Annotated in this window: 27 protein-coding genes and 1 pseudogene; 7 read left to right on the top strand and 21 right to left on the bottom strand. The window is 45.6% G+C overall.

The window, feature by feature from the left end:
- Positions 1–2: 2 nt before the first annotated feature.
- Positions 3–1,145, top strand: a complete 1,143-nt coding sequence (locus tag Pmgp_RS14155; RefSeq protein ID WP_134214630.1) for a sensor histidine kinase — start codon at positions 3–5, stop codon at positions 1,143–1,145.
- Entirely contained in the window at positions 1,142–1,792 is a 651-nt protein-coding gene (locus Pmgp_RS14150; RefSeq protein ID WP_134214629.1) for a response regulator transcription factor, read from the top strand. The genes Pmgp_RS14155 and Pmgp_RS14150 overlap by 4 nt, the downstream gene beginning before the upstream one ends.
- Positions 1,793–1,902: 110 nt before the next feature.
- Here the strand turns inward: Pmgp_RS14150 and Pmgp_RS14145 are convergent, their stop codons facing one another.
- The 6 genes from Pmgp_RS14145 to Pmgp_RS14120 all read right to left on the bottom strand — a co-directional run bounded on the left by Pmgp_RS14145 (position 1,903) and on the right by Pmgp_RS14120 (position 6,734).
- Positions 1,903–2,175 carry an HU family DNA-binding protein gene (locus Pmgp_RS14145; RefSeq protein WP_134214628.1) on the bottom strand — a complete coding sequence of 91 codons (273 nt, stop codon included), beginning with the start codon at positions 2,173–2,175 and terminating at the stop codon, positions 1,903–1,905.
- A 494-nt stretch (positions 2,176–2,669) separates the two neighbouring features.
- Positions 2,670–3,239, bottom strand: coding sequence for a hypothetical protein (locus tag Pmgp_RS14140; RefSeq protein WP_134214627.1), 570 nt, complete (start codon positions 3,237–3,239; stop codon positions 2,670–2,672).
- Complete coding sequence (locus Pmgp_RS14135) at positions 3,236–4,720, bottom strand: DUF4153 domain-containing protein (protein ID WP_134214626.1); 1,485 nt, start codon at positions 4,718–4,720, stop codon at positions 3,236–3,238. Before Pmgp_RS14135 ends, Pmgp_RS14140 begins: the two co-directional genes overlap by 4 nt.
- A gap of 22 nt (positions 4,721–4,742) precedes the next feature.
- Positions 4,743–4,973, bottom strand: a complete 231-nt coding sequence (locus Pmgp_RS14130; RefSeq protein ID WP_134214625.1) for a hypothetical protein — start codon at positions 4,971–4,973, stop codon at positions 4,743–4,745.
- A complete protein-coding gene (locus Pmgp_RS14125; RefSeq protein ID WP_134214624.1) occupies positions 4,970–6,142 on the bottom strand; it encodes an ArsA family ATPase in 1,173 nt (390 codons plus the stop codon). Before Pmgp_RS14125 ends, Pmgp_RS14130 begins: the two co-directional genes overlap by 4 nt.
- A gap of 112 nt (positions 6,143–6,254) precedes the next feature.
- Positions 6,255–6,734 carry a MarR family winged helix-turn-helix transcriptional regulator gene (locus Pmgp_RS14120; protein WP_192902938.1) on the bottom strand — a complete coding sequence of 160 codons (480 nt, stop codon included), beginning with the start codon at positions 6,732–6,734 and terminating at the stop codon, positions 6,255–6,257.
- 191 nt (positions 6,735–6,925) lie between these two features.
- On the opposite strand from Pmgp_RS14120, the gene Pmgp_RS14115 reads away from it, so the two are divergent.
- The gene (locus tag Pmgp_RS14115) at positions 6,926–7,354 is read left to right on the top strand and encodes a hypothetical protein (protein ID WP_134214622.1); all 429 of its coding nucleotides are present in this window, start codon (positions 6,926–6,928) and stop codon (positions 7,352–7,354) included.
- Positions 7,355–7,372: 18 nt separating this feature from the next.
- On the opposite strand, the gene Pmgp_RS14110 is transcribed toward Pmgp_RS14115, so the two are convergent.
- The 8 genes from Pmgp_RS14110 to Pmgp_RS14075 form a co-directional block, all read right to left on the bottom strand.
- On the bottom strand, positions 7,373–7,645 hold the full coding sequence (locus Pmgp_RS14110; RefSeq protein ID WP_243119862.1) for a helix-hairpin-helix domain-containing protein: 273 nt from the start codon (positions 7,643–7,645) through the stop codon (positions 7,373–7,375).
- Positions 7,646–7,871: 226 nt separating this feature from the next.
- Positions 7,872–8,135, bottom strand: a complete 264-nt coding sequence (locus Pmgp_RS14105; RefSeq protein WP_134214621.1) for a helix-turn-helix domain-containing protein — start codon at positions 8,133–8,135, stop codon at positions 7,872–7,874.
- Positions 8,136–8,203: 68 nt separating this feature from the next.
- Positions 8,204–9,385 carry an ABC transporter permease gene (locus Pmgp_RS14100; RefSeq protein ID WP_134214620.1) on the bottom strand — a complete coding sequence of 394 codons (1,182 nt, stop codon included), beginning with the start codon at positions 9,383–9,385 and terminating at the stop codon, positions 8,204–8,206.
- Positions 9,382–10,149, bottom strand: a complete 768-nt coding sequence (locus Pmgp_RS14095) for an ABC transporter ATP-binding protein (protein WP_134214619.1) — start codon at positions 10,147–10,149, stop codon at positions 9,382–9,384. The genes Pmgp_RS14100 and Pmgp_RS14095 overlap by 4 nt, the downstream gene beginning before the upstream one ends.
- Positions 10,146–11,450 (bottom strand): efflux RND transporter periplasmic adaptor subunit, encoded by a 1,305-nt coding sequence (locus Pmgp_RS14090; RefSeq protein ID WP_153189225.1) that lies wholly within the window; start codon positions 11,448–11,450, stop codon positions 10,146–10,148. Before Pmgp_RS14090 ends, Pmgp_RS14095 begins: the two co-directional genes overlap by 4 nt.
- 116 nt (positions 11,451–11,566) lie before the next feature.
- A complete protein-coding gene (locus tag Pmgp_RS14085; RefSeq protein WP_192902937.1) occupies positions 11,567–12,307 on the bottom strand; it encodes a Yip1 family protein in 741 nt (246 codons plus the stop codon).
- Positions 12,308–12,422: 115 nt separating this feature from the next.
- A complete protein-coding gene (corA, locus tag Pmgp_RS14080) occupies positions 12,423–13,349 on the bottom strand; it encodes a magnesium/cobalt transporter CorA (protein WP_243119861.1) in 927 nt (308 codons plus the stop codon).
- A gap of 562 nt (positions 13,350–13,911) precedes the next feature.
- Entirely contained in the window at positions 13,912–15,405 is a 1,494-nt protein-coding gene (locus tag Pmgp_RS14075; RefSeq protein WP_134214615.1) for an ISLre2 family transposase, read from the bottom strand.
- A 258-nt stretch (positions 15,406–15,663) separates the two neighbouring features.
- Here Pmgp_RS14075 and Pmgp_RS14070 point away from each other — a divergent pair, with 258 nt between their 5' ends.
- Positions 15,664–15,978 (top strand): demethoxyubiquinone hydroxylase family protein, encoded by a 315-nt coding sequence (locus tag Pmgp_RS14070; RefSeq protein ID WP_134214614.1) that lies wholly within the window; start codon positions 15,664–15,666, stop codon positions 15,976–15,978.
- Between the two features lie 199 nt (positions 15,979–16,177).
- On the opposite strand, the gene Pmgp_RS20930 is transcribed toward Pmgp_RS14070, so the two are convergent.
- The 7 genes and pseudogenes from Pmgp_RS20930 to Pmgp_RS14035 form a co-directional block, all read right to left on the bottom strand.
- Complete coding sequence (locus tag Pmgp_RS20930) at positions 16,178–16,369, bottom strand: hypothetical protein (RefSeq protein WP_427910039.1); 192 nt, start codon at positions 16,367–16,369, stop codon at positions 16,178–16,180.
- Positions 16,370–16,442: 73 nt separating this feature from the next.
- Entirely contained in the window at positions 16,443–17,255 is an 813-nt protein-coding gene (locus Pmgp_RS14060) for a class I SAM-dependent methyltransferase (protein ID WP_134214613.1), read from the bottom strand.
- A 54-nt stretch (positions 17,256–17,309) separates the two neighbouring features.
- Complete coding sequence (locus tag Pmgp_RS14055; protein ID WP_134214612.1) at positions 17,310–18,563, bottom strand: diaminopimelate decarboxylase family protein; 1,254 nt, start codon at positions 18,561–18,563, stop codon at positions 17,310–17,312.
- 165 nt (positions 18,564–18,728) lie between these two features.
- Positions 18,729–19,520: a hypothetical protein gene (locus Pmgp_RS14050; RefSeq protein WP_134214611.1), complete on the bottom strand. Its 792-nt coding sequence runs from the start codon at positions 19,518–19,520 to the stop codon at positions 18,729–18,731.
- 51 nt (positions 19,521–19,571) lie between these two features.
- Entirely contained in the window at positions 19,572–20,285 is a 714-nt protein-coding gene (locus tag Pmgp_RS14045) for a DNA alkylation repair protein (RefSeq protein ID WP_134214610.1), read from the bottom strand.
- A gap of 57 nt (positions 20,286–20,342) precedes the next feature.
- Positions 20,343–20,945, bottom strand: a complete 603-nt coding sequence (locus Pmgp_RS14040; RefSeq protein WP_205078039.1) for a uracil-DNA glycosylase family protein — start codon at positions 20,943–20,945, stop codon at positions 20,343–20,345.
- 142 nt (positions 20,946–21,087) lie between these two features.
- Positions 21,088–21,282, bottom strand: a pseudogene (locus tag Pmgp_RS14035) (lipid II flippase family protein); the annotation flags it as partial.
- Positions 21,283–21,581: 299 nt separating this feature from the next.
- On the opposite strand from Pmgp_RS14035, the gene Pmgp_RS14030 reads away from it, so the two are divergent.
- The 3 genes from Pmgp_RS14030 to Pmgp_RS14020 all read left to right on the top strand — a co-directional run bounded on the left by Pmgp_RS14030 (position 21,582) and on the right by Pmgp_RS14020 (position 22,341).
- Entirely contained in the window at positions 21,582–21,794 is a 213-nt protein-coding gene (locus Pmgp_RS14030; protein ID WP_134214609.1) for a hypothetical protein, read from the top strand.
- Between the two features lie 2 nt (positions 21,795–21,796).
- On the top strand, positions 21,797–21,988 hold the full coding sequence (locus Pmgp_RS14025) for a helix-turn-helix transcriptional regulator (protein ID WP_134214608.1): 192 nt from the start codon (positions 21,797–21,799) through the stop codon (positions 21,986–21,988).
- 95 nt (positions 21,989–22,083) lie between these two features.
- Positions 22,084–22,341 carry an ATP-binding cassette domain-containing protein gene (locus Pmgp_RS14020; RefSeq protein WP_205078038.1) on the top strand — a complete coding sequence of 86 codons (258 nt, stop codon included), beginning with the start codon at positions 22,084–22,086 and terminating at the stop codon, positions 22,339–22,341.
- Positions 22,342–22,465: the final 124 nt, after the last annotated feature.

The following is a 22,465-nucleotide window of genomic DNA, read 5'->3' as shown; positions in this document are numbered from 1 at the left end:
AAATGTTCATATTGCTTTTGTTAATCAAAATCATTATATATGCCATGGTTTTTATCAGGGTTTTCGGGGCAACCCCGCTGAGCTTCCCACTGGTATTGCTGGCGCTCGCCCTGGTAATCAGCGGTTTTTGGCGCAACATCCATGGTTATGAGAGACCTAAAGTAAATTTTCTAACTTTACATTTGGATTTACTCCTGGCCTTCATTTTCTCTCTATTCTCACTAAAGGGCGTTGATAAATTATTTATTGTATATATGATGGAGGGAATAGCAGCACTACCACAGCCCTATTGGATTGCTTACGTGATACTTACCCTGGCGGGAAATTTAGGATCCACCGCCTTATTTGATTTAAGAGAGATGGGACAGGTGCAGATGCCTAATATTGCCGAAGTACTTCTCTTAGGACTTATCTTTGTTCTGGTTTTCAGTGAGAGAAGGCAGAGGGAACAAAGGCTCGCCTATGAAAAACAGGCTAAAGAACTTGGATACGTAAACCTTCAACTTAAAGAGAGTATGGCCTGGAGCGAAAGCCTGGCTTCCGAAGCGGAACGGCGGCGCATAGCCGGGGAAATCCATGACAGCCTGGGTCATAATCTTACCGGCTTGATTTTAACTCTGGAGGCGGGAAAAAGGTTGATGAGCCATGATGTTGAAGCCGGGAAGGCTTATTGGGATAAAGCCTTACAGATTTCCCGCGCCGCCATCGATTCTGTCAGGGAACTGGTTACAGTTATGAAGGAGTCAAATCCCGAATTCGAACTGATTTCCCGTCTAAGGAAAATGGTTCAGGGGATTCAGGATTTAACCGGCCTAAAGGTCAGCATTGACGTTACATCCGGGGATTTAGGGCTTTCCGGGAAAGAGCAGTTCACTATTTACCGGGTTTTTCAGGAAGCGCTTACCAATACCTTACGGCACGCTCATGCCGATCATGCGCATATATTCATTTACGGTGACAATAACTTCTTATACTTTTTCTATTTGGATAATGGCGCCGGAACTAATCAGGTTATACAAGGGAACGGTCTCAAGGGAATGGCCGAAAGAGTCGCGGATATCGGCGGCATAATCAGCTTTCACTCCTGGGCCGGCGGGGGCTTTAAAATCGAAGGTTGTATAGATAGGCGGGGTAAAGGGCAATGAAAAAGATAAGAATTCTGATTGTTGACGACCAGCCAATAGTCTGTGAAGGATTAAAAACTATTCTTCAGCTTGAAGATGATTTTGAAGTTACGGGTATTTGTCACAATGGGCGGGAGGCTCTGGAAATTTGCGGGCTGGCAAAGCCTGATATTGTGCTGATGGACGCGCGTATGCCTGTGATAAACGGTATTGCGGCAACTAAAGAAATAAGCAGACTGTTTCCGGATACGAAGGTGCTGATTTTAACAACCTTTAATGAGGAAAGGTTGATTTTTGAAGGTATCCAAAGCGGAGCAAAAGGATTTTTGCTTAAAGACATGCCGCCTGACGAGTTATGCAAGTGCATCAGGGCGGTACATTCCGGCGGCGCCTGCCTGCATCCGGACGTGACGCTGAAAGTTATGGAAAGGATAGCAATGCAGGGAGCAGGGGCCTCTTTTAATGATTTGCCTGAAAACAGCCTGGCCCAACTGACAAACCGCGAAAAGGAAGTGCTTAGATTTATTGGCAGGGGTTTATCCAATGCTGAAATTGCCACAGCGTTGTTTATAACCGAAGGGACAGTAAAAAATCATGTGAGCAGCCTGTTGGCCAAACTTGGGGCCAGGGACAGGACACAGCTGGCGATCCTGGCCCAGAAATTTTGACTTAAAGAGAAAATTTAAAGGACTGAGCCCTGTTCAATACAGGAATCAGTCCCAGAGAGCAGTTTAACTGTCGTCCAAACCTCTTGGGGTCGGTTCAGTGAAGGCTTCTTTTATTTCACCCGGCTCTTAAGAGCATTACTAGGCTTAAAAACGACAACTCTCTTCGCACTAATTTTAATCTCAGCCCCGTTTTGAGGATTGCGGCCTTTTCTGGCTCCACGTTCTTTTGTTTCAAAAGCCCCAAAACCTAATAATTGAATTTTGTCTCCCTTGGCAAGTGTCTGGGTGATAGTGCTCAAAACCGCTTTAAGAGCCTCCTCAAAGTTTTTCAGGGACAGGTTTGCTTTTTCGCGTACACTGTTGACAAGTTCGGTCTTATTCAATTAGAATCGCCTCTTTTTCGATAAAATATGACACATTTCCTACATTTTAGCTGTTTTCAAAGTTAGTGGAAATAGGACTTGCTTCCTTATTTTACAGTAGGACTAAAGTCGCATGACTTAAGATAGATAAAAATATATCCCGGGTAGGATGCACAGAACATCCTTCATCTTTAGTATAAAGGTGAAGGTTTTTTATTTGACTAAGGAGAAGATGCAGGCCTTCAATCAATATATATCACATTTAAAAACTTCATTTTAAGGGCAGGCGCCACCTCCTTCCGCCTGCTCTTTAATCATCTTTAACATTTCAAGCCGTATCCAGCCACTGTAAGGTCTTATAACCGTCCAATAAAGACGGAACGATGATTTTGCCTGACCTCCCAGGCATAAAATCCTTGTTTCCGTCGATAATGTTACAGTATCATCGGGGTTTTGTTCTATATAAAGATTCCAGGCGGTTTTAGCATTACCTGTTTGATTAAAATTAATTAAAATTAATTAAACTCATTAGCGCCTGTTTTTTTTATTATCCTTAACATTTCGAGACGTATCCAGCCGCTGAAAGGCCTTATCACTGCCCAATAAAGGGAAAACAGTATTTTGGCGCTGCCCCCGCAACATAAAATCCTGGTCTCCGTGGGCAACCTCAGCTTATCACCTAGTTCTTGTTCTATATAAAAATTCCAGGCGCTCTTACAATATCCGTTTTTATTAAACCCGACAAAGTCTTCTGCTTTTACACTACGGTCTATGCCGCCGGATGGCCGCCAGAACCTGCCCACAAATCCCATTACAACCTCTTTATTTTTCATTTCTTCGAGAAGGATAAAGCCTGACTTATCTATCATGTCTTTAATTGATAATCCAAGTGATGACTGCTTATTTGACTTCCCGGGGAATATTAGACCGTATGTACCGCGTATTTTTAACAGGGTTTTAATTATCTTTGATTCAGCCATATCAAGCTGCCAGAACGCTTCAAAAACTTTCTCCGGTGTTGAATTGACAGTAATACTGTGTCTTTCAACAAAATTATACTGGGGCAGATAATAATCCAGTCTCATCTATTCTCACCTCCTACATTCTTCAGAGCCGAATTTGCTTTGTAGCGCGAATAATTAAAAGACTGCCATGGTTTATCTTCAGCAAGGTACTGTTTTTCTTTTAACAAGTAAGCTTTAATCTGCTGAACGGTTTCCTGGTCAGCATCCTGGGTTAAAGTCAGCAGATCCGGTATCGCGTCACAGGACAGGGTCTTTAAGTAGTTGATGTCAATCTCGCCGGTCTTAACATACCTGTCGATGCTGCTGCGGACGATAATTTTGTCTATATTAATAAAATTTAGGACGGTATAAAAGGCGAGGGCAATGACAATATAGGCTTTGGCCAGAGGTATTTTATTGTGCCAGACGTGGCCCAGTGCTAGCAAAATTAAGGTTAACAGCAAGAGCATAAAGTAATGAACAAAGACGCGCAGGTAGGTCAGGCCGCAGGCTTCCTCATACAAAGACATCTTGAAGTGAGCTGAAAACAGCATGTTGAGGGAAAAAAGCACCAGGAGACTCAGGCAATAGCGGACTATGGTGTTAACACGCTGGTTCTTCTTGTCGACATAATGAAAGCTGCCTAAAAGGATACCCAAATTTATTATGGTTACGGCAACCAGTTCAAAAAAGCCTCTGCGGGCATATTCTGCATAGGTGAAACCGGCGGGAAGCAAGTGGCCCTGGACGCCGTACAAATAAGAGAACTGGATTATTGAAAAAAGCAGGTAAACAAGATTAATTACAAATAAAACAGTCAGCAGGGTGACAGGATCAAGTGAACCATGTTTTGTCGGCTTCTCAGTTTCAACCTTGGGAGGCTTGCTGTGGAAACTCCAGATGTAGCCGGACAGGCAAACAAAAACAAACAGTATGATTAACCCCTGCCTGGCGGCAGGCCCCAGCTCAACCAGTTCCCAGAACCTTGCGACATGGCTCAGGTAGTGATTGAAAACCATATCTGCGGATGACAGCAATGGCAGCACAACGAACAATACCGGTACGCAAATTAATAAGCCTGTGACAATCTTCTTTACAGTTAAAAAACCGCTGCCGCTTTCCTTCGGAGTTAATTGTTCCACTATAAATAGAAAAGGTTTGGGAATGTTTTCGATAGTCAGGGGGATAACCCGTTTTACAATCTGGCCTATAATGCTCAAGTCCGACCAGGACACACGACTGTTCGCGGCTGAAATAGTATGCACGACAAGCAGCACTGGTATCAATAAGAAATTAATGGCCAGCAGCACCGGGTTGGCATAAATGGCAAACGTTGCGGCCAGCAGCAGTACAGGGATGAGGACAAACCAGCCAAAACTCTTTTCAACTGAAATGAATTGACGCTGGCTCCACCAGAAGAGGCTCAGTAAGACAAGGACATAAATAGGATAAGATATACCCAGTTCCTTCCCATAAAACAGGTAATCAAAGATAAAGCCCGCGGCAAGAGCAAATAATATTAACAGCAGCTTTTCTTTTACCTGACTGCCTTTCACTTCCATTTTAGTTCCCTCTGCCTCCGCCTTAATCCAGTCTTATCTGGCGTGACTTGTTCCGGCACTTTGACTCGCCGGTTTCTTCCCCTCCCAGCGCATGGCCGATCAACCTCCGCAGCGCCAATCTCATTTGTTTCTTTGCTTCCAGCAGCGGCTCACGTACTTCTTGCGGCATTTTAGCAAGCGCTCTTTTCTCCAGTAAACGGTGGACTCTTTGCAAGTCTTTGACCGGGCATTCATCACATGCTCTGTTTGTCATTCTTTCACACCTCCGAACTTAATTTTTAATACTCCAGCCTCCATTTTTGCGCCCAGCGCGTCCCGCCCCAGAAGTATACGGGGCAGAAAGATATTACGCTTATAGTCTCCTACTCTAACGGTCAGCTCGTCGCCTCGCTGGGAAAGCGAAATATCTCCTTTTTCCGCAAAGGGCAGGGACATTTCCAAAACATACCCGTCACCGGCCTGGCTGATTGTCTGTGACTGCCCGCTAAAGAAGAATTGCTCGGGAGGATTGTCACCAAAACAATCACCTCCCATTTTTTCAAGGGCAGCAAAACCTACAACTTCCTGCCGGAATAACGGGACTGTAAAAACAGGTATCGGGCTGAACTGGTCTTTAATATACCGCAGGTAGGAATGCTGCAGTTCCCCCCATTTTTCAAAATACTGCCCCAGGTCCACAGCCGGCAGCAGCCGGTTAACAATCACGGCGTCTGTATTAAAACCATACAGGTTTAAATACATGAAGCTCCTTTCTGCTTCCCGGATTACCATTTTTTCGGGGTTTACCACTATCCTGACTGAAGTGATCTCCTGATCGGTCAAAAGGGCGTGCATCTCACCGAGTTTTTGGAACAGCTCAGCTATACTGTCGAGGGTGTCATCACCCGGCAGGGGCACTCCTAACAGCGGTTTGGATATCGGCCTGGCAATCTTGATCAGCGTTTTTTGCACGGGAAATATTTTGTCCAGCCACCAGCTGAGGACAGCGGGAAAGCTGAGCAGCCGGAGGGTCTCGCCCGTAGGGGCGCAGTCTACGATTACGACATCATAATCGCCCTTTTTGCAGTGGTTAAGGATTTCCAGCATGCTGAAAAGCTCCTCCAGCCCCGGAAATACGACCAGTTCTTCGGCGGTGATGTCTTTAATGTTCTGCGATATGAGCAGGGCGGACAGGTACTCCTGAACCTTCCCCCACCTCTTTTCGGCGCTGAGCAATGTGCTTATCTCCTGTGCCCACAGGTTTTCACGTATTTTCACAGGTTCGTTTTGCAGTCTCAGGTCAAAGGAATCTCCCAGGCTGTGCGCGGCGTCCGTGCTTACCACAATGGTTTTTTTCCCCGCCGCCGCTGAAACCACAGCGGTTGCGGCCGCAAGACTGGTCTTACCGACGCCTCCCTTGCCGGTATAGAGTATAACCCTCATTTTGATTCTCCCTTCAGGTCTTTCTGTGATTATTACGACTTGCATAAAATACTATCTACCAACATTTCGCATGTCGAAATATTACCATAAAAATTTTTATCAGCCTTCCTGCTTATTCTATTTCAATAATTCGTCTCTCCATAACTGTTTTCTCAGTGGCCCGTTCTTCCTGCTGGAATCCCAGGACTAATTTGCGCAGCAGTTCCAGTGCTGTTTCAAACTCTTCAACAGTAAGCAGACTCCGCACCCTGTCCAGGACAGAATAAATATGCCCTTTAAATTCATCAATCAATTCTTTGCCGCTTGCAGAAAGGGATATTGTCACAACCCTGCGGTCTTCTTCACTCCTGCCCCTCTCCAACAGTCCTTTTTTAACCATACGGTCGACTATGCCGGTGGCTGTACTCATAGGGACAGACATACCCTGGGCCAGGCTGCTCATGGTAACGGTCTGGTACTTTTCAGACATCATTAGAGCTATAAGCTCGAACACAGACAGAGATAATTTGAGCCTGATGAGTTCCTCAGGGAAAACCACTTTCTGAATGTTATCCAGTACATATTCGTATAATTCATCGTTACTGTACAACATTACACCCCACCGATTTATTTCGTGACGCGAAATATACTGATCACAAAATATCACGCTGTACATCTTTTGTCAAGGACTGTATAAACTTTTATCCCAAAAATTATCCGTGTCAATAAAAAGTGTATTTGCCTTTTTACCGGTTACGTGTTAAAAAATGTTTAGCGACTATTATCAAAAATACAGGAGGATTTATGAAACACACTTTTTTGTTTACAGAAAGCACCTGGATTGCGAAAGGGACTTACTATGATGAAAAAAACAACCCCGTGGAAGTCACCGGGGAGTCCTTTATAACCCATCTCAAGAAAACGTGGTTTCTGAACAGCAGCATGATCCTGCCGGGAGAAAGCCCGACGGAATTGAAAAATGATTATGAAATAGTCCCCTTTGCGAAGGACGTTACTTCGTGGAAATCGGTAAACCCGGCCCTGGGAACACTGTTGGGCAGTTTTGCCGTCGTGGAAGACTCGATTATCTCTCTGTTCAGCTCTCAAAAAGGAGAGTATTTCGGCACAGAGGTCTTAACTATGATCAACGAGTCGGAGTATACAGGGAAAGGTGTTTTATACAGCCCTGCCGGTAAAATATCGTCCTGGTCTGTTAAACTTACAAGAGAATAATATATATTTTAAATTTTCTCAAGCATTAATGTCCTTCCAGTTCCACCACTTCAGCAGTTCCGGATTATGTGTGCTGTTGGAAGCATAATATACAGCGCAGCGAAAAACATAAAGCATGCAGCGGTCTACCTTCATGCCCTTTTGAATGCAATGCTGGAAGTACATTTTAACCGGGTCCTGGCCTTTGAGTTCCTGCACCGACCGAAATCCCAGGCTATCGACCGTCCCACACCGGGAATCTGTCTGAATTGTTTCAAAGCTTTCCTTTGTTCTGATTCTGACATGCTGCAACTCACCCCCAAATGTGCTGGTAGTCAAATATTAAGGGCAAATTATCAGTCTGATCCTACCTTTGCCTATATTATAAAACAACTTACTTGCATGATTCTGTCACCGGGGTGACAAAAACAGAAATTAATTACACCCAGAATAGCAACAAAGCCAGATTTCATCACCCAAAGAAAGAAACCGGCTGAGGTTCTCCCTTCCGGTTTCTTGTACTTAATGAACATTGGATTTATATTAGCAGCAGCTTGCCCAGACCATCCAGGTCAAGGATATGAATGCGCTTTTGGGTTGTTTCAATCAATTTACTTGAGCAGAGCTCATTTAAAATCTTATTTGCCACTTGTCTGGAAACCCCGCAAAGATTAGCTATTTCTAACTGAGATAAACGCGGTATAATTGCCGTATTAGACGCACCGGTTTCACCCTGCTCCCCTGCCAGGCGAACCAGGTTATAAATTACTCTGCTGCGGGCATTTAAAAAAGACAAAGCCAAATTAAGACCGGCGGGGTTCCGCCGGCCTCAAATTGGTGCGACTTTGTCGCACAATGTTACAAATATTACTATTCTCTGCGCAGCGCCTCAATCGGATTCAGTCTAGCAGCCTTATTGGCGGGCAGGATCCCGAACACCACACCTATGGCCGCTGAGAAGGCAAAAGCCAGCAAAGCAGTATACCAGGATACCAGAGGCGGCCACTTGGCCAGTTTAGCGATCAGGTAAGCCCCTCCGGCACCAAGGGCCATGCCGATAACACCTCCCAGCAGGCACAGCATCACAGCCTCGATCAGGAACTGCACCAATATGTCCCTGCGTCTGGCGCCCAAGGCCATACGGATACCGATTTCCCTTGTGCGCTCAGTCACCGACACCAGCATGATGTTCATCACCCCGATGCCGCCCACAAAAAGTGAAATTCCCGCGATGGCCCCAATCACCAGGGTCATGATGCCGGTTATTTTATTGGCCGTTTTCATTTCCTGCTCCATACTAACACTGGCATACTTGCCGGGCTCCCGGTGCCGACGCTCCAAAACTTTCACGGCCTGGCCCATAGCCTCGTCCACTTTTTCCTTAGAGACGGCGCTGCCCTCCAACTCCTGCACCTGGGTGTTAAACATTACCTGCCATACCTGGATGGGTATGTACACTTTCGGGTTTTCCTCAAACCCCAGGGCTGATTCCCCCTTGGCCACAACACCCACAACCAGGAAAGGTGTGCTGCCGAGTGTAACCTTGCTTCCCAGCGGGTCTACCCGGCCGAAAATTTGCCCGCCCAGTTCTTCGTCAAGTACGGCCACCCGGCGCTTGCCCGTATCGTCCTCCTCCGAGAAGAAACGTCCTTCCTTCATGTTGAACTTGCGGATATAGGCATAATCGGAAGAAACCCCTAATATCTGCGTAGATTTCTTGTCTTTGGTCCCCCTGGCCTCACCCGAAACCTGGTTGACCGGAGAAAGGCGTGTAATATCAGGTACCTTGTCCTTAATCACCGCCACATCACTCAGGTCAAACTCCCGTCCCGTCACCTGCTTGTTGGTGCGCCAGTCTACATAAATGGCAAATATATTGGTGCCTATCTTTTCCATCTCGGACATTAAAACAGCCCTGCCGCCCTGGCCGATAGCCACAACCGCAATTACGGCCGCAATCCCTATGACAATGCCCAGGGTGGTCAGCAGCGAGCGCAGCTTGCTGGCCATGATCCCTTCCAGGGCTACTCTGATGCTTTCCAGAAGGTTCATGGCAGGCCCGCCTCCCCGCCTTGATCGCTGCTGCCGGATTGATTTGCCGCTGGTTCCACGCTCACCAACTGTCTGGCGTCCAGCGGGTCGGCCACAGGTTCATCGCCTACCAGTCGCCCGTCGCGAAAATGGACGATCCTTGATGTGTGCAGCGCTATATCAGGCTCGTGCGTGACCAGGACGATAGTCACCCCACTGCGGTTAAGTTCCTGAAAAATAGCCATGATTTCTTCCCCAGCACGGGTGTCCAGGTTGCCAGTCGGCTCGTCCGCCAGGATTACACTTGGGTTGTTGACCAGCGCCCGGGCAATGGATACTCTCTGGACCTGCCCGCCGGAAAGTTCACTCGGCTTGTGGTGTAATCTTTGGGCCAGTCCCACCCTTTCCAGCGCCTGCGCGGCCCGCCTTACCCTTTCTCGGGGCGACACCCCGGCATAGATCATGGGCTGTTCGACATTGCGCATGGCGCTCATTCGCGGCAGCAGGTTAAAGGTCTGAAAGACAAAGCCTATTTTGCGGTTGCGGGTTCGCGCCAGTTCTGTGTCATTCATACCGCTGACTTTTGTTCCGTCCAAAAAATAGCAGCCCGATGTCGGCGTGTCCAGGCAGCCCAACAGGTTCATCAGGGTTGATTTGCCCGACCCGGAGGGGCCCATTATGGCCACGAACTCGCCCGGCTTTACCTCCAGGTTGACACCTGCCAGGGCAACTACAGGATGGGCGCCGGCCATGTAAGTTTTCCCGAGGTTTTCTACCCTGATCATGTGGTGCCGGCGCCCCCTTTGGCCGCTGGCAGGTTCTTTACTTCATTTACCCGGCTGCCGTCGGCTACTTCCTCCCCGGGGCTGACTATAACTGTTTCACCCTCTGAAAGACCTGTTATAATTTCCGTGGCTAGGGCTGAGTCAACACCTATAGTAACATTTCTTAATTTTGCTGTCCCATTTTCCACCACAAAAACTTTTTTGGCACCTTCTTTTTCCACAACAGCTTCATACGGCACTACCAGAGCACTGTCCTTGTCTAATGTGGTTATGCTCAAGTCGACTGTATAACCTGGCCGTAGCCCCTCTGTGTCACCCTCAATTTTCACTATCACCGGCACTTCCACCTGGCTGCCCCGCTCGGAGGTCTTCGCCACCACCGCGCCGGGGGAAACACTCTGAAGTATGCCTGTATACTCCCGGCCCGGCTGGACCGCAGTAGTCACTTTCACCTTTTGGCCTGGCCGCAGCCTGCCGCTGTCAGCCTCGCTCACTCCGGCGGTTACCTCCAACTGCCCGGTATCGCCGATGGTAATCAGCCTTGTGCCCGGCTGGACATAATCACCTAAAGCCACTTCCACTGCGGTAACCACACCGTCCATTTCAGCCCGGAGCACTGTCTTGCTGAGCTTGTTTTCCTCCTGCTCCAGCTGGTAACGGGCTTGTTCAATCTGGGCCTGCAGCGAGGTCAGCTCGTGCCCTACAGGGCCGGTTTCTTTCATGCGCAGCTTCTCTTCCGCTATTTTGTATGCAGCTTCCTTCACGGCCAGGTCCAGCTCAGCCTCGTCAAAATCCTTCGCGCTTAGCGCCCCCTGCTCGTACATAAGCTTGTTGCGCTCATAATTCTTTTGTGCGTTCCGGTAATCCGCCTGTGCCATCAGGTAATTTGCCCTCTCCTGCTCTACTTCCTCTTCCCGCGGGTAGATGGCCTTGTTCAGGCTGGCCTCCTGGGCAATAAAATTTGCTTTTGCCTCATTATAGTCGTCCTCGATCTCCTCAGCATTAAGCCTGCCCAGCACCTGCCCCTTGCTCACCCGGTCGCCCGGCGACACATTCAATTCCTGCACCGTAGTGCCGGTAAAAGTATAAAACTCCTGCTTGGCGCACAACCTCACCCGGCCGGAAGCAAAAACGTTATCCTGGATCGGCTTGATCTCAGCCTTCACGGTCTTAACCGGAATGCCTGCCTGCTGTTTATTCCTCGCCATGTTCAGCGCAACCACCGACACAATAAGGCCGAGGATAAGCACCCCGGCAATCAATTTCTTTCTGGAAACAAGCCGAAGCCGCTGCAAAATCAAAACTTTACGCCCCTTTCACCACATAAACTGCTCTTAAATATTCAGACGTTAAAAGTGAACTTTTTACTTCAATACTCCTATAATAAAACATTTCTAAACCCTTTTTTATGACACTTTTATAGCCCGCCAATTTTGTTTATAGGGGTCAGGAATCCCAGAGCCAGCACGTATACTATCCAGAGAACACCGATAAACATAGCGGTGTTTTTGTAAGCAGTCTTCATGGCCACCGAACCGCCGATAACCAACAGCGCCAGGCTCCAGATAAAGAAAGGATCCACTTGGGATAAAATCAAATAAAGCCTGTCTATCTTGTCCCCCGGCAGGAGTAAGGCCAGGCTGGTGCTGACCCGTGCAAAATTCTGAGCTGGCGTGGTCATAATCAGGGCTGTCCTGATCAAACCTGCCAGCATTACAGGCAGATAGGAGTACGCAGTTACCGCAAACAGACAGTTAAATGGGGCCTTCTCGCCGCTGAAGGTATTAAACAGTTTTAAGAGCCCGGCTATTACCAGCCACATTAATAGCGGCCCCGCTACCGAACCCGCCAGTGAGACTGCCGCCGCCCAGGTGGCCGCCATGTTCACAGCGGCGGCAGGGAGATCTACTGCGCCGGGTGTATTTTGAATAGTCCAGATTGTGTACTCCTTTATTTTGGGAAGTATTGGGATGACCAGTGCCAGGTTTAGTACCAGCAGTAAAATAACTATTCCAGATGTATTTGGCAAAGCAACAATATTTTCAAATGCTATCTTTGGTCCTCCCCAGAGCACTCCGCTTATCCTTTGCCAGAGCCCCATCGCGTAACTTTTTGCTTCAGGCTGCGGCACAGGGTTTTCCGAGTTCTGCATTTCCATAACAACCATCTCTCCTTATTTCCATTTCTGATCATCTTCTGAAAGTATTACTGGAAGGCCTCCGGCTCGGCCGGAAAACTATCTCAATCAATCAATATATGAACTGCCCCTCCCTTTACAGCCATTTCCGCTTTCTAAAATAGACGCCCATAAACACTCCGACAGTAATCATGATCAACCAGACCATGGGATAACCCCATCGCCACTTCAACTCCGGCATGTACTCAAAATTCATGCCGTATATGCCGACTATGAAAGTGAGAGGAATAAATATAGTCGCAATTACTGTCAGGACTTTCATAACTTCGCCGATTCTGTTATTTATACTGGAAAGGTAGATATCCAGCATCCCGGTAATCATATCCCGGTATGTTTCAATTGTATCACTCGCCTGAATCGCATGATCATAAACATCCCTGAGATAAATACCTGTTGATTCCTTAATTAATGGAGAATCACCTCTTTCAAGCCCGCCTATAATCTCTCTTAAAGGCCAGACCGACTTGGCCAGAAAAAGCATACCTGTTTTTAACCTATGAATAGAATTCAAAGTAACCGGCGATGGATTTGTCACCAGCCTTTCTTCCAGGAATTCTATTCTTTCACCCAGGTTCTCCAGCACTATAAAATAGTTGTCGACTATCGCGTCAATCAAAGCGTAAAAAAGATAATCAACTCCCATTCTTCTGATACGTCCCAGTCCGCTCCTGATACGTTCCTTAAGTGGGTCAAAGATGTCAACATCATTCTCCAGAAAAGAAAGCACATAGTTTGGTCCAAGCACCAAACTTGCCTGCTCGGTAATTACCTTGCCGGTTTTTCTGTCAAAGCTCAATACTTTTAAAATTATATAAACAAAGTTACCATAGTCTTCCAATTTAGGACGGTGGCCGGTATTTAAGATATCTTCCTGTACCAGTGGATGAAATCCATAAATTTCACCTATTTTCGCTATTACTTCCACCTGATGCAGGCCTTCAACATTTATCCACTTAACTCCGGGCTTGTCTTTATATAAAAGATATTCATCAATATTCTCCAACTGTTGTTCCTGGTAACTCACTTCATCATAACAGAATAATGTAATTTTTGTCTTTTCTCTTTTTTTCTCACCGGTATGAACCAGGGTTCCGGGAGCTAGACCTGCCTTTCTCGAATTATTACCATAGTAATTACGCAGCTAAAATCACCTCGCCTTAGAAATTCAGGATAAAACATTCAACCTCTCTTCCATATTTCCTGTGACCAACTGCTGTAATACTTCAGCCATTAGTTTACGAAATAACTTTTTTTGCAATCTCTTTCTCCAAATAGATGCTGTCAAGTTAAAGTGGGTCGTTCCCGATAATTTCCAATGCAACTCAACCAAGTTATAAGTTTGACACCATATGGATTCCAAAAGTTTTAAAACATGGGTGGCGGCGGCCCTGACTGCCACCCCCACGCATGGTCTTATAAACACGCCGACGGGGTGGCTCCGGGAACATGTCTACAGGTAGCAAACCCGTCGCTTCTCCCATTATACCATGCGTGGGGTCCCCGGCCGTCAAGGCTACCCTGACGGCGCCGCCCAAAAAAACCTCAGGGGTTCACCAAAAACATGTCTAAAAAATCCAATCTGAAGTGAGACGGCTAATTAGTAATGCCAGTTCGCGGCTTTTTTGATTGGGACCATAAGCTGCCGGCAAGGATGCCCGCACCCAATCCCCAGGATCTTTTGCAGCCATGCCGTCTGTTTGTCTCCTGGCCCAATAACTATCCTGGACTCGTACCGGTTCTTTCTCTGGAGCAGGCGGCCCCGGCAGGCGAAGTATATCTATAAGATTGCCGTTTCTTTTTGCGCAACGAACATGGCCGAGATTATCAGCTCCGCTTACCGACCAGGAAGACCCCTGGTGTTTAAACCGCCGGGCAATGGTATGCCCCACATTAGGTTCGATAACTCCCAATCCCCGGGCCGGGGAAGGGCAGGGACGGTTCCTCTCCCGCCAGTCGATAATCCCTTCCCAAACACTGTTGATTAGACTTTGGAAAGCTCTTAGTTTTTCTTTTCTGGCATCATCTTTTTCTTCTATTAGCAGTGTCCTTAAAAATATGTTGAAAGCTACCCGGTCGTCTGCTTTAAATATTCTCTGTAATTTTTGTCTTATCTGCGGGTTTTGACCAAACAATCTAACAAGATCTCTTTTTAAGTGGAACCGGCAGTATTGATATTCGGCCCCTAAAAGATCGGCACCCTCCCGGACCCAGTCGGATCCGTCCCCGGCAATAATTTTTCTTGAGCAGCCGTCAAGATCGTAGAGCCGACTCAAATGCCGTTCTAAGGCGCCCCAAAATTCTTCTCCTTTTCCGTGGTAAATGAAGTAAGTGGGGTTGATCAGTTTTGCTCTGCCATTTGGACCTTCTTCCCACCCTTCGTAAATTACGGCTGTCTTCAACTCAAAGCGCCTCTGCTCACTTTTGTGCCGGCGCTGGCGTTTAATCATCGCTCCGTCCACTTCGACAATCAACAAAGGGACAACGCGGGTACCAGCGCCGTCTAAACCAGTTTCCCCATCCCATTTCTTAAGGTGTTCACCGGCTACCTGAACATCCTGATGAATGGTCTCGTGGCTGACCCTCACCCCCAAAGCGGTTTCTAAGGTTTCTTTTGCCTTCCTGTAGGTTTGTTCGGCGGCAAGCATTACCGCTATTTCGCTCAACCGGGGAGAGACATGGACTCTTGGTGGTATACCGAGCAGTTCGTCCAGCAAAAAGGTGTAAGCGTATGCTCCGCTTAAAGTGCGCTTTTTGTAATACCGTCTTGGGTATCTGAGCACACCCAAGGTGGTTTCGAGGGTACGTTCCCTTATTTCAACTACTTCCCAACCTTCCCGTTGGGCCGAGTTAAGTATGAGGCGATCAAGGTGTTCTAAAAATGCAGCCAGCATCTGGATCAAGTATTCTCTGGAGATGGTAAATAGTTCTTTCTCTACAGTATTGAAATTTGTCTTCCCAGCAAGTACACTTTTAAGTAAAGTACTCACTCTTTTCTCTTGCAGCCAGGGACTTTCTTTAAGGTGGTCGGCGACTGTATGGAGTTGAAGGGCTGTATTCATCGAAGAAACCTCCTTTGTGGATTTGGCTGATTTGCATTGGAGGTTTCCTTCTTTTCTCCAGAGAAAAATCCTTGTTCTTTCGCCTGGAGATTACTGGTGATCACCCACAGTTATTTTACAGCAACCTCCAAATACTACCATAATCCTCATGCCAATTCAACAAATCTTACCATTTCGACAAACTGAGGCAGTTGGATTACAGTGAATAATTTTAATGTCTCAACAAATACTACCTGAAAAGCAACGAGGTGATTAAAAATGGCGTTATTAGGCAACCCTTTTGTGGCCAATGTCCCGCGCCAATTATCCGCGGCAGAAATTGTCCAGGCTCTGCGTGTTGACCTGGCTGGTGAACTGGAAGCGATTATCGGGTATGAGGCTCACGCCATGGCTACAACTGATGAGAGGGTAAAAAAAGTTCTTTATCACATCGCCGATGAGGAACGGCAGCACGTTGGAGAACTGCAGCAGTTAATCTTCTTGCTGGCCCCCAATGAACAGCAGTATGTGGAAAAAGGAAAACAAGAAATAATCCAGCAGCAGTCACAGGGCTTCCACGCGCCCATGCAATAAGTTCCGGACTTGCAATGTACCAAGGAATAAGGAGGAAAAGCTTTGTTTAAACACGACAAAAGCCTAATGTAAATGGTAAATGCTGAAAGGCCCAACCCTACTTAGGCTTCGATGCTGACAGAAGGCGGCCTCCAGGTTGAATGCGGTTAAATACACCCAAATGTAGATGTGACTTCAGTCGCACAACGATGCAATTGCCTCAAACGCCTCCGGCGCTGGCGCGCCGAATTAGTTTGAGGCCTTTGTAATTTTCAGACGACTCGGCGACCTGTACGTCCAGGATGAGCGCTTTACCGCCAGTATCGACAAGGTAAAGCCCGGCCTGGCCAAATTCATGAGCGAAGCCATGCACCTTTACTGCGACAGGCTTTAAGCTGACATATCCAGACATCACAAAAGTCCATGGTGTTGAAGTTCCACACCATGGACGGCTCTGTCTACGACAAGAATCTTTACGAACTATTTTAACCGGCGAATTTCAGGTGGAAAATACTAGACGCTTTATAGTTATCGCTCTGGTTCATGTACAGAGCGATTTTCTCGCCCCAATAGTCACGGTTCTCTATACGCGAAAACAGTGGGTAGTCCTCTAATACTATGATCCTTTGGTCCCATTGGGACAAGGTTTCAGCATCATTTACTCCCCATTTGACCAGAGCTGTTTCATGACCTGCTTCTTGCATGCCTTTGTTGATGATAGGGATACTGAATTCCGCTACCGTGTCGAATACTATCTCTCCTCCAGGAAAGCTGTCAGCCAGCAGTTTAAATAATTTTTTTATTTCAGCTTCCTTAAAATAAAACAGCACTCCTCCGGCAAGGAACAAAACATTATGTGCGCCGGTTGTGATTTCCTTTACCCAGTCCGGGTCAAATAAAGACTTTGCCAGGCACCTTGAACGGTTACTTTCCGGGAATATCTTTTTCCTTATTTCAATAACATCTGGCAGGTCCAGGTCATACCACCGCAGCTGGCCGTTGTCAACCCGGAAAAAGGTTGTGTCCAGGCCTGCCCCTATATTGACAACGGTTGCCCCGGGGTCTTTAGCTAAAAAGCATTTGATCGTTTCATCAAACATTTTCGCCCTGGTTATCCAGCCGATATTGAAAAAATCAGTGAAGATCTTTTCTATACCTGCAAAATCATAATCGATTTGCTCAACTATCTCCACTGCTTTAGGATCGCTTAACAGCGGGTTCCCTACCTTTGTTAGCTTAGCCCTGCCCCACAAAGGAAGCAATAATGTCTTTTGAACGTTTGACAAATTAACTTTCATTCTATAACCTCTCGCAGTTTCATTCTATAACATAATTTAAGTAATTCAGGCAAATTACTCATCTAACGAATCAAAATCAAGGGTTGCAAAATAGTCATCCAGCGTTTCCGCCCTGCGGATAAGTTTCACTTCACCGTTTGGTCTAAGCAACAACTCCGCGGACCTCAGTTTGCCGTTATAGTTAAAGCCCATCGCATGACCGTGGGCGCCGGCGTCATGGATAACCACAATATCACCCGGCACAATCTCCGGCAGATGGCGGTCAATGGCGAACTTGTCATTGTTCTCGCACAGTGAACCGGTTACATCATACATATGGTCTAGCGGCCAATCTTCTTTCCCCAAAACAGTGATGTGATGATATGCTCCATATAAGGCGGGACGCATCAGGTTGGCCATGCAGGCGTCCAGGCCGACATAGTTTTTGTAGATTTCTTTCTTGTGAAGGACCTTACTCACTAAACACCCGTATGGCCCTGTAATCATACGGCCCAGTTCCATAGTAATCCTTAAAGGACCTAGGCCTTGCCTTATTATTTTTTCCTCATATGCTCTTTTGATTTCTCTGGAAAGGAGGTTCAAATCCACACTCTCTTCACCCGGCCGGTAGGGAATACCGATCCCCCCGCCAAAATTGACAAACCCAATCCTTACCCCGGTAGCCTGGTAAATTTCTAAGATTAAGTCAAAGAGCATTTCCGCCGTGGCAATGTAACTATAGGGGTCCAACTCATTGGAAACCACCATGGTATGCAGGCCGAACCTTTTGACACCTAATTCCTGTACCATACTGTAACCTTCAATGAGCTGTTTCCTGGTAAAACCATATTTGGCCTCCTGGGGCAAGCCAATAATCGCGTTGCCGCTGCGTAGAGGCCCGGGATTATAACGGAAAGAAATCATCTCAGGCATACCCGCGTGTTTTTCCAGGTATTCAATATGGCTGATATCGTCAAGGTTAATAATAGCTCCTAATTCTTTCGCCTTGACAAACTCATGGGCCGGTGTGTTATTGGAAGAAAACATGATGTTTTCCCCGGTAATCCCCACTTTCTCCGCCAGGACCAACTCGGCCAGCGAGCTGCAGTCCGCCCCAAATCCTTCTTCCATGAGTATTTTCAGGATATAAGGGTTCGGGGTGGCTTTTACAGCGAAATATTCTTTAAAGCCGGGCGCCCAGGCGAATGCCGCCAGGAGCTTCCGGGCGTTTTCCCTTATCGCTTGCTCATTATAAAGGTGAAAAGGTGTGGGATGTTTTTCAATAATTTTTTCCATCTCCGCTTTTGTGTATGGTAGTGTCTTGGTCATTTCCAGCCTCCGGTTGTTTTTAAATATAATATCACAGTCTAATAATAAAGCCAGTTTTTTCTCCTCTTTTTAAATCCACTTACTTCCAAAATCAGCTCAGAAACAATGTCCAACGAGCTGGCTGAAACTAATTAAGCTTAAATATATCATAAGCCTCACGTTGTTTCACGTGTTTATTCTAAGGTTGCGCAAATAGGAAAAAGTCAGCGCCAAAAAAAGCAATGAAAATACTAAGGAAAACCACATCCATGACATATCTGTTGTCAGGCCATAGAGCGGCTTAAGTGTTTCTCCCAGGGACAGTGCAAAAAACAGGGTGAATCCCTTGATAAACAATGCCGGGGCCAGCAGCAAGCCCAGGCCTTCTTTTTTGGCAGTCATATACGCCAGGATTAAAAAAGCCGGCATCACGAAACAAAGGTCCAAAATATAGATGGAGTAATAAAATTCTATTTTCCGCCCGGTCTGGAGCAGCGGCAGCAATTGGCCGATCCAGAGATTGATGAAGATTAAAGGAATAGCAGCCAAAAACACCACCGCTGTGTTTCGCATGATTCCCGGCAGTTCGGTTTTTGGCGGGATCTCCCGGCGAATGCTTGCGACACCGTAAATGATGGTGTAAAAAGACAGCGTAAATATAGCCAGATAAAGTAAATACAGGACATTATAGACACGCTCGATGACATAAATCCCATAAGCATAGAACAAGTAGCCGAGCATACCAAGGATTACTATCTGCCTGGCCGTATCTTCCTCCTTGATGCGAACAGCAACAGCCAGGATGGTTATGGATGCCGCTATGGTAATTATATCCTGGGAAAGAACTCCAGGCATAATCTCAGCACTAATCACCATGCTGTAAATACCGGGATTCAGCACTCCGGTCAGTGCCGCCGCAAAGGATAAAGAACCTGCCAAAAACCATAGTATTCTGTGTAGATAGATTTTTCCAATCATTTATTACCCCCAAAAAAATTTTAATAAGTCCCGGCATCAGTCAGGCAAGTTTCAAATCATCCCTTTCAAGAACTGCTGCCGCAAATCTTCATCAAACTTTTCTATGGCGTAGCGCAGCATTGTCCTCGGCATTATCTTATAGTGTTCCACAAGAAAGTTATACTCAGTTTCAAAATCCCGGTTACCTACCTCTCTAAGCATCCAGCCTACAGCTTTATGGATCAGGTCATGTTTATGGCCAAGCAGGATCCTGGCGATATTCAGAGTATCGCTGAACTGCCGTTTTCGTATGAAATGATATGTCGTAATAATGGCGATTCTTTGCTCCCAGAGGTTGTCTGAGCCGGCCAACTTGTACAGCAAGTCTTTATCCTTATCCCATAAATACGGGCCAAGTATCTTTTCTGCGGAAGAGTCCACCAAATCCCAATTATTTACATAAGACAGGTTGCCAAGGTACAAGTCAACGATTTCTTTCTTATCTTCTTCTTTTTTTGCATGCTCATACTTGAGAACCAGCAAAAAGAGAGCGGTCAGGCGGTATTCATGAATGGGCTCCTGCAGCAGTTTTTCTGTTTCACCCAGCGAAATATCCTTGAAATACTTACGGGCCACCTTCCGCTGCAGGGGAACGGTAATACCGATAAACCGGTCTCCCTCGCCGTATTCGCCCGGGCCGACTTTAAAAAATTTAGGTAAGAACTCAGCCTTTTCAACATCCTTGTGTTTTTCCAACTCGTCTTTTACAGCCTGGAAACATTGCATTGTTATTACTCCTTCGTCTAAGTATCCCCAACTTCTTTCATCGATTAAACGCCGTTGTTAGTCTTTTACGTACTCCAAGGCTTTTTTTAAATCCTCCGCAATCATTTCCCTTTTACTTTTTTCTATATTGAAACTATCCCCAGTTTGTGTATAAGAAGGGAAAAATCTTATATTATTAAAAACATGCTCCTCTTTCCTGGTTTTATATGTTGAACCAGGTTTTATTGGAGCAGTTTTGTACTTGTTTTTATAGATATAATTAATAGCCTTGATCGCAAAATCACCCATGCACATGATTACCTTAATATTGGGGAATTGAGCTAATTCATTTTCAAGCAGCTTTGCACATTCTTTTATCGTTTGCGCAGATACAAGATAATTAATTTTGCTGCATTTTATTGCAGTTGTAAGATAGACTCCCATGGCTGTTAAGTCATCATAAGAATTAATTTCAACACCGGCATCTTGAAATGCTGTTTTTGTGGTCTGAAAGAACGAGCCATCCAGTTTTTGATAAAAATAGTTTACGTGCTCTGTTGGAGGAGCTTCTGAGATCATTACCATTTTGATTGCCTTTGGATCGATATTTATTCTTGGATAGATTCTGTCTTTGTTTGTATCATCACAAGGATAATTGCATTTCAAATCTTTATTTATCATAGAATTATCTCTCCCTCATTATAAATTCATTATATGAGCTTAAGTCCTGTGACGATATACATGCTCCTAGCTTTCTATGGATGCCGCCAAACGTATCTTTATTTTTAGCGGCGTCATCGCATTCATCTTAACAAGTTACGTATTAACTATAGAAACTTGCTATAATTTTAGCAGCCGGTAAAAATAGTAACTGTCCTAATAATGTCCCTATGATTTTAGTGGTGATGAGTAAAACTACCAGAGCCTTAACATCTCCGTATTCTCGCTTTCCCATTAACGCTTGATCCGTAATTATAGCGGACTTCGGGTCAATAAATTCGACTCCATTATTCATACCAATAGCGTCAAATTCCGATAACGTAATAAACAAAGGACATTAACTCTCTAATTCAACAGGAGGTATAGATAATAACCGAAAAACTCCCTGAACAGTGAGTATATGTCTCTCACTTCAAAGATTCTAGCACGGGCGGAAAAAACCTTCTGGATCCCAACTTTGCGCAGAGTCTATTTTGGTCGAGGCATTGACAATATTGGTTTCCAGTCATTATGTAAAAAGGTCTTTACATTTTTTAGCTAATAATATATATTTGATGTAAAGAGTCCTTTACATTGAATATGCGGGGGGGTATTAGAATGAAAATATTCAAAAAAGCCGATGAAATGGAAATTCATATCTCATTTTTATCGATGAGGCTCGCATGGGTTTTCATGCTATTAGCTTTACTAGTCTGGGCATGGTATGATTTTTCAAAATATAGTAAATTAAATTTTGCTTTTTATATTGGCACAGTTGGAGGTATCTTCTATTGGCTGTCAACCATTTATTATAGGAATAAGATGAGATAAGCATGAAAAATAGAGTGCGTGAATTACGAAAACAACTAAATTTAACACAAGAAGAATTTGCCAAAAGCTTAGGTGTGACAAGACAAACTGTGATTGCCATTGAAAATAATAAACACAACCCTACACTGGTGCTCGCAATTAAAATTGCCAGACTGCTGAATAAGCCTGTCGAAATGGTTTTTATACTTGAGTAATATTGGCACGAACTGCTCTGGTCATGGAGATACTCTTCCAAAAGAATGAACCAGGTGTATAATTAAGAGTTAAGAGTCCGGAGAGAAGGTTTGTAATGGATAAATTTATTTTAGAAATTCGGCATCTCACTAAAAAATTCAGCAAGAAAATAGCTATAGACGATTTAAATTTTTCTCTCAAAACAGGAGAAACAGTAGGGCTTCTCGGTCCCAACGGCGCCGGGAAAAGCACGCTGATAAAATGTATTGTCGGATTGCTCAGGCCTGATAATGTGAGGTATCTTCATACGGAAGGTCCTCTTTACAATATTCACGTAACAAAACCTTATTTCCATAAATCCTCGGCAATTTAACCTGAGTTTTGCAGTAAAAACAAGTTATAAAGCTCTGCAAGTACAGCATTTATGCGGACTTCAGAGCTTAACTTTTTGGTATATTAATGTTGTATATTCAGACCTTATTTGTGGTATTGCAAAA

It is taken from the genome of Pelotomaculum propionicicum (genome assembly GCF_004369225.1).
Taxonomy (GTDB): domain Bacteria; phylum Bacillota; class Desulfotomaculia; order Desulfotomaculales; family Pelotomaculaceae; genus Pelotomaculum_B; species Pelotomaculum_B propionicicum.
Note: the sequence above shows the minus strand (reverse complement) of the source record. Positions and strands in the feature narration are given on the sequence as shown.